At 53.0% G+C, this 1214-nt stretch carries 1 rRNA gene; it reads right to left on the bottom strand.

The window, feature by feature from the left end:
• A 23S ribosomal RNA gene (locus tag RAC86_RS38835) occupies nt 1-1214 on the bottom strand; the annotation flags it as partial.

Below are 1214 nucleotides of genomic sequence, written 5' to 3' on the forward strand. Positions count from 1 at the left end.
ATTTCGCTCGCCATCACAGCTCAGCCTTATGGGAAACGGATTTGCCTATTTCCCAGCCTAACTGCTTGGACGCGGATATCCAATACCGCGCTTACCCTATCCTCCTGCGTCCCCCCATTGCTCAAATGGTGAGGAGGTGGTACAGGAATATCAACCTGTTGTCCATCGCCTACGCCTTTCGGCCTCGGCTTAGGTCCCGACTAACCCTGAGCGGACGAGCCTTCCTCAGGAAACCTTAGGCATTCGGTGGAGGGGATTCTCACCCCTCTTTCGCTACTCATACCGGCATTCTCACTTCTAAGCGCTCCACCAGTCCTTCCGGTCTGGCTTCACAGCCCTTAGAACGCTCTCCTACCACTGTTCGAAGAACAGTCCGCAGCTTCGGTGATACGTTTAGCCCCGGTACATTTTCGGCGCAGAGTCACTCGACCAGTGAGCTATTACGCACTCTTTAAATGGTGGCTGCTTCTAAGCCAACATCCTGGTTGTCTAAGCAACTCCACATCCTTTTCCACTTAACGTATACTTTGGGACCTTAGCTGGCGGTCTGGGCTGTTTCCCTTTCGACTACGGATCTTATCACTCGCAGTCTGACTCCCAAGGATAAGTCATTGGCATTCGGAGTTTGACTGAATTCGGTAACCCGGTAGGGGCCCCTAGTCCAATCAGTGCTCTACCTCCAAGACTCTTACCTTGAGGCTAGCCCTAAAGCTATTTCGGAGAGAACCAGCTATCTCCAGGTTCGATTGGCATTTCACCCCTACCCACACCTCATCCCCGCACTTTTCAACGTGCGTGGGTTCGGGCCTCCATTCAGTGTTACCTGAACTTCACCCTGGACATGGGTAGATCACCTGGTTTCGGGTCTACGACCACGTACTCATGCGCCCTATTCAGACTCGCTTTCGCTGCGGCTCCGCATCTTCTGCTTAACCTTGCACGGGATCGTAACTCGCCGGTTCATTCTACAAAAGGCACGCCATCACCCGTTAACGGGCTCTGACTACTTGTAGGCACACGGTTTCAGGATCTCTTTCACTCCCCTTCCGGGGTGCTTTTCACCTTTCCCTCACGGTACTGGTTCACTATCGGTCACTAGGGAGTATTTAGCCTTGGGAGATGGTCCTCCCGGATTCCGACGGAATTTCACGTGTTCCGCCGTACTCAGGATCCACTCAGGAGAGAACGAAGTTTTGACTACAGGGCTGTTACCT

The organism is Bacillus sp. LR_5 (genome assembly GCF_042709275.1).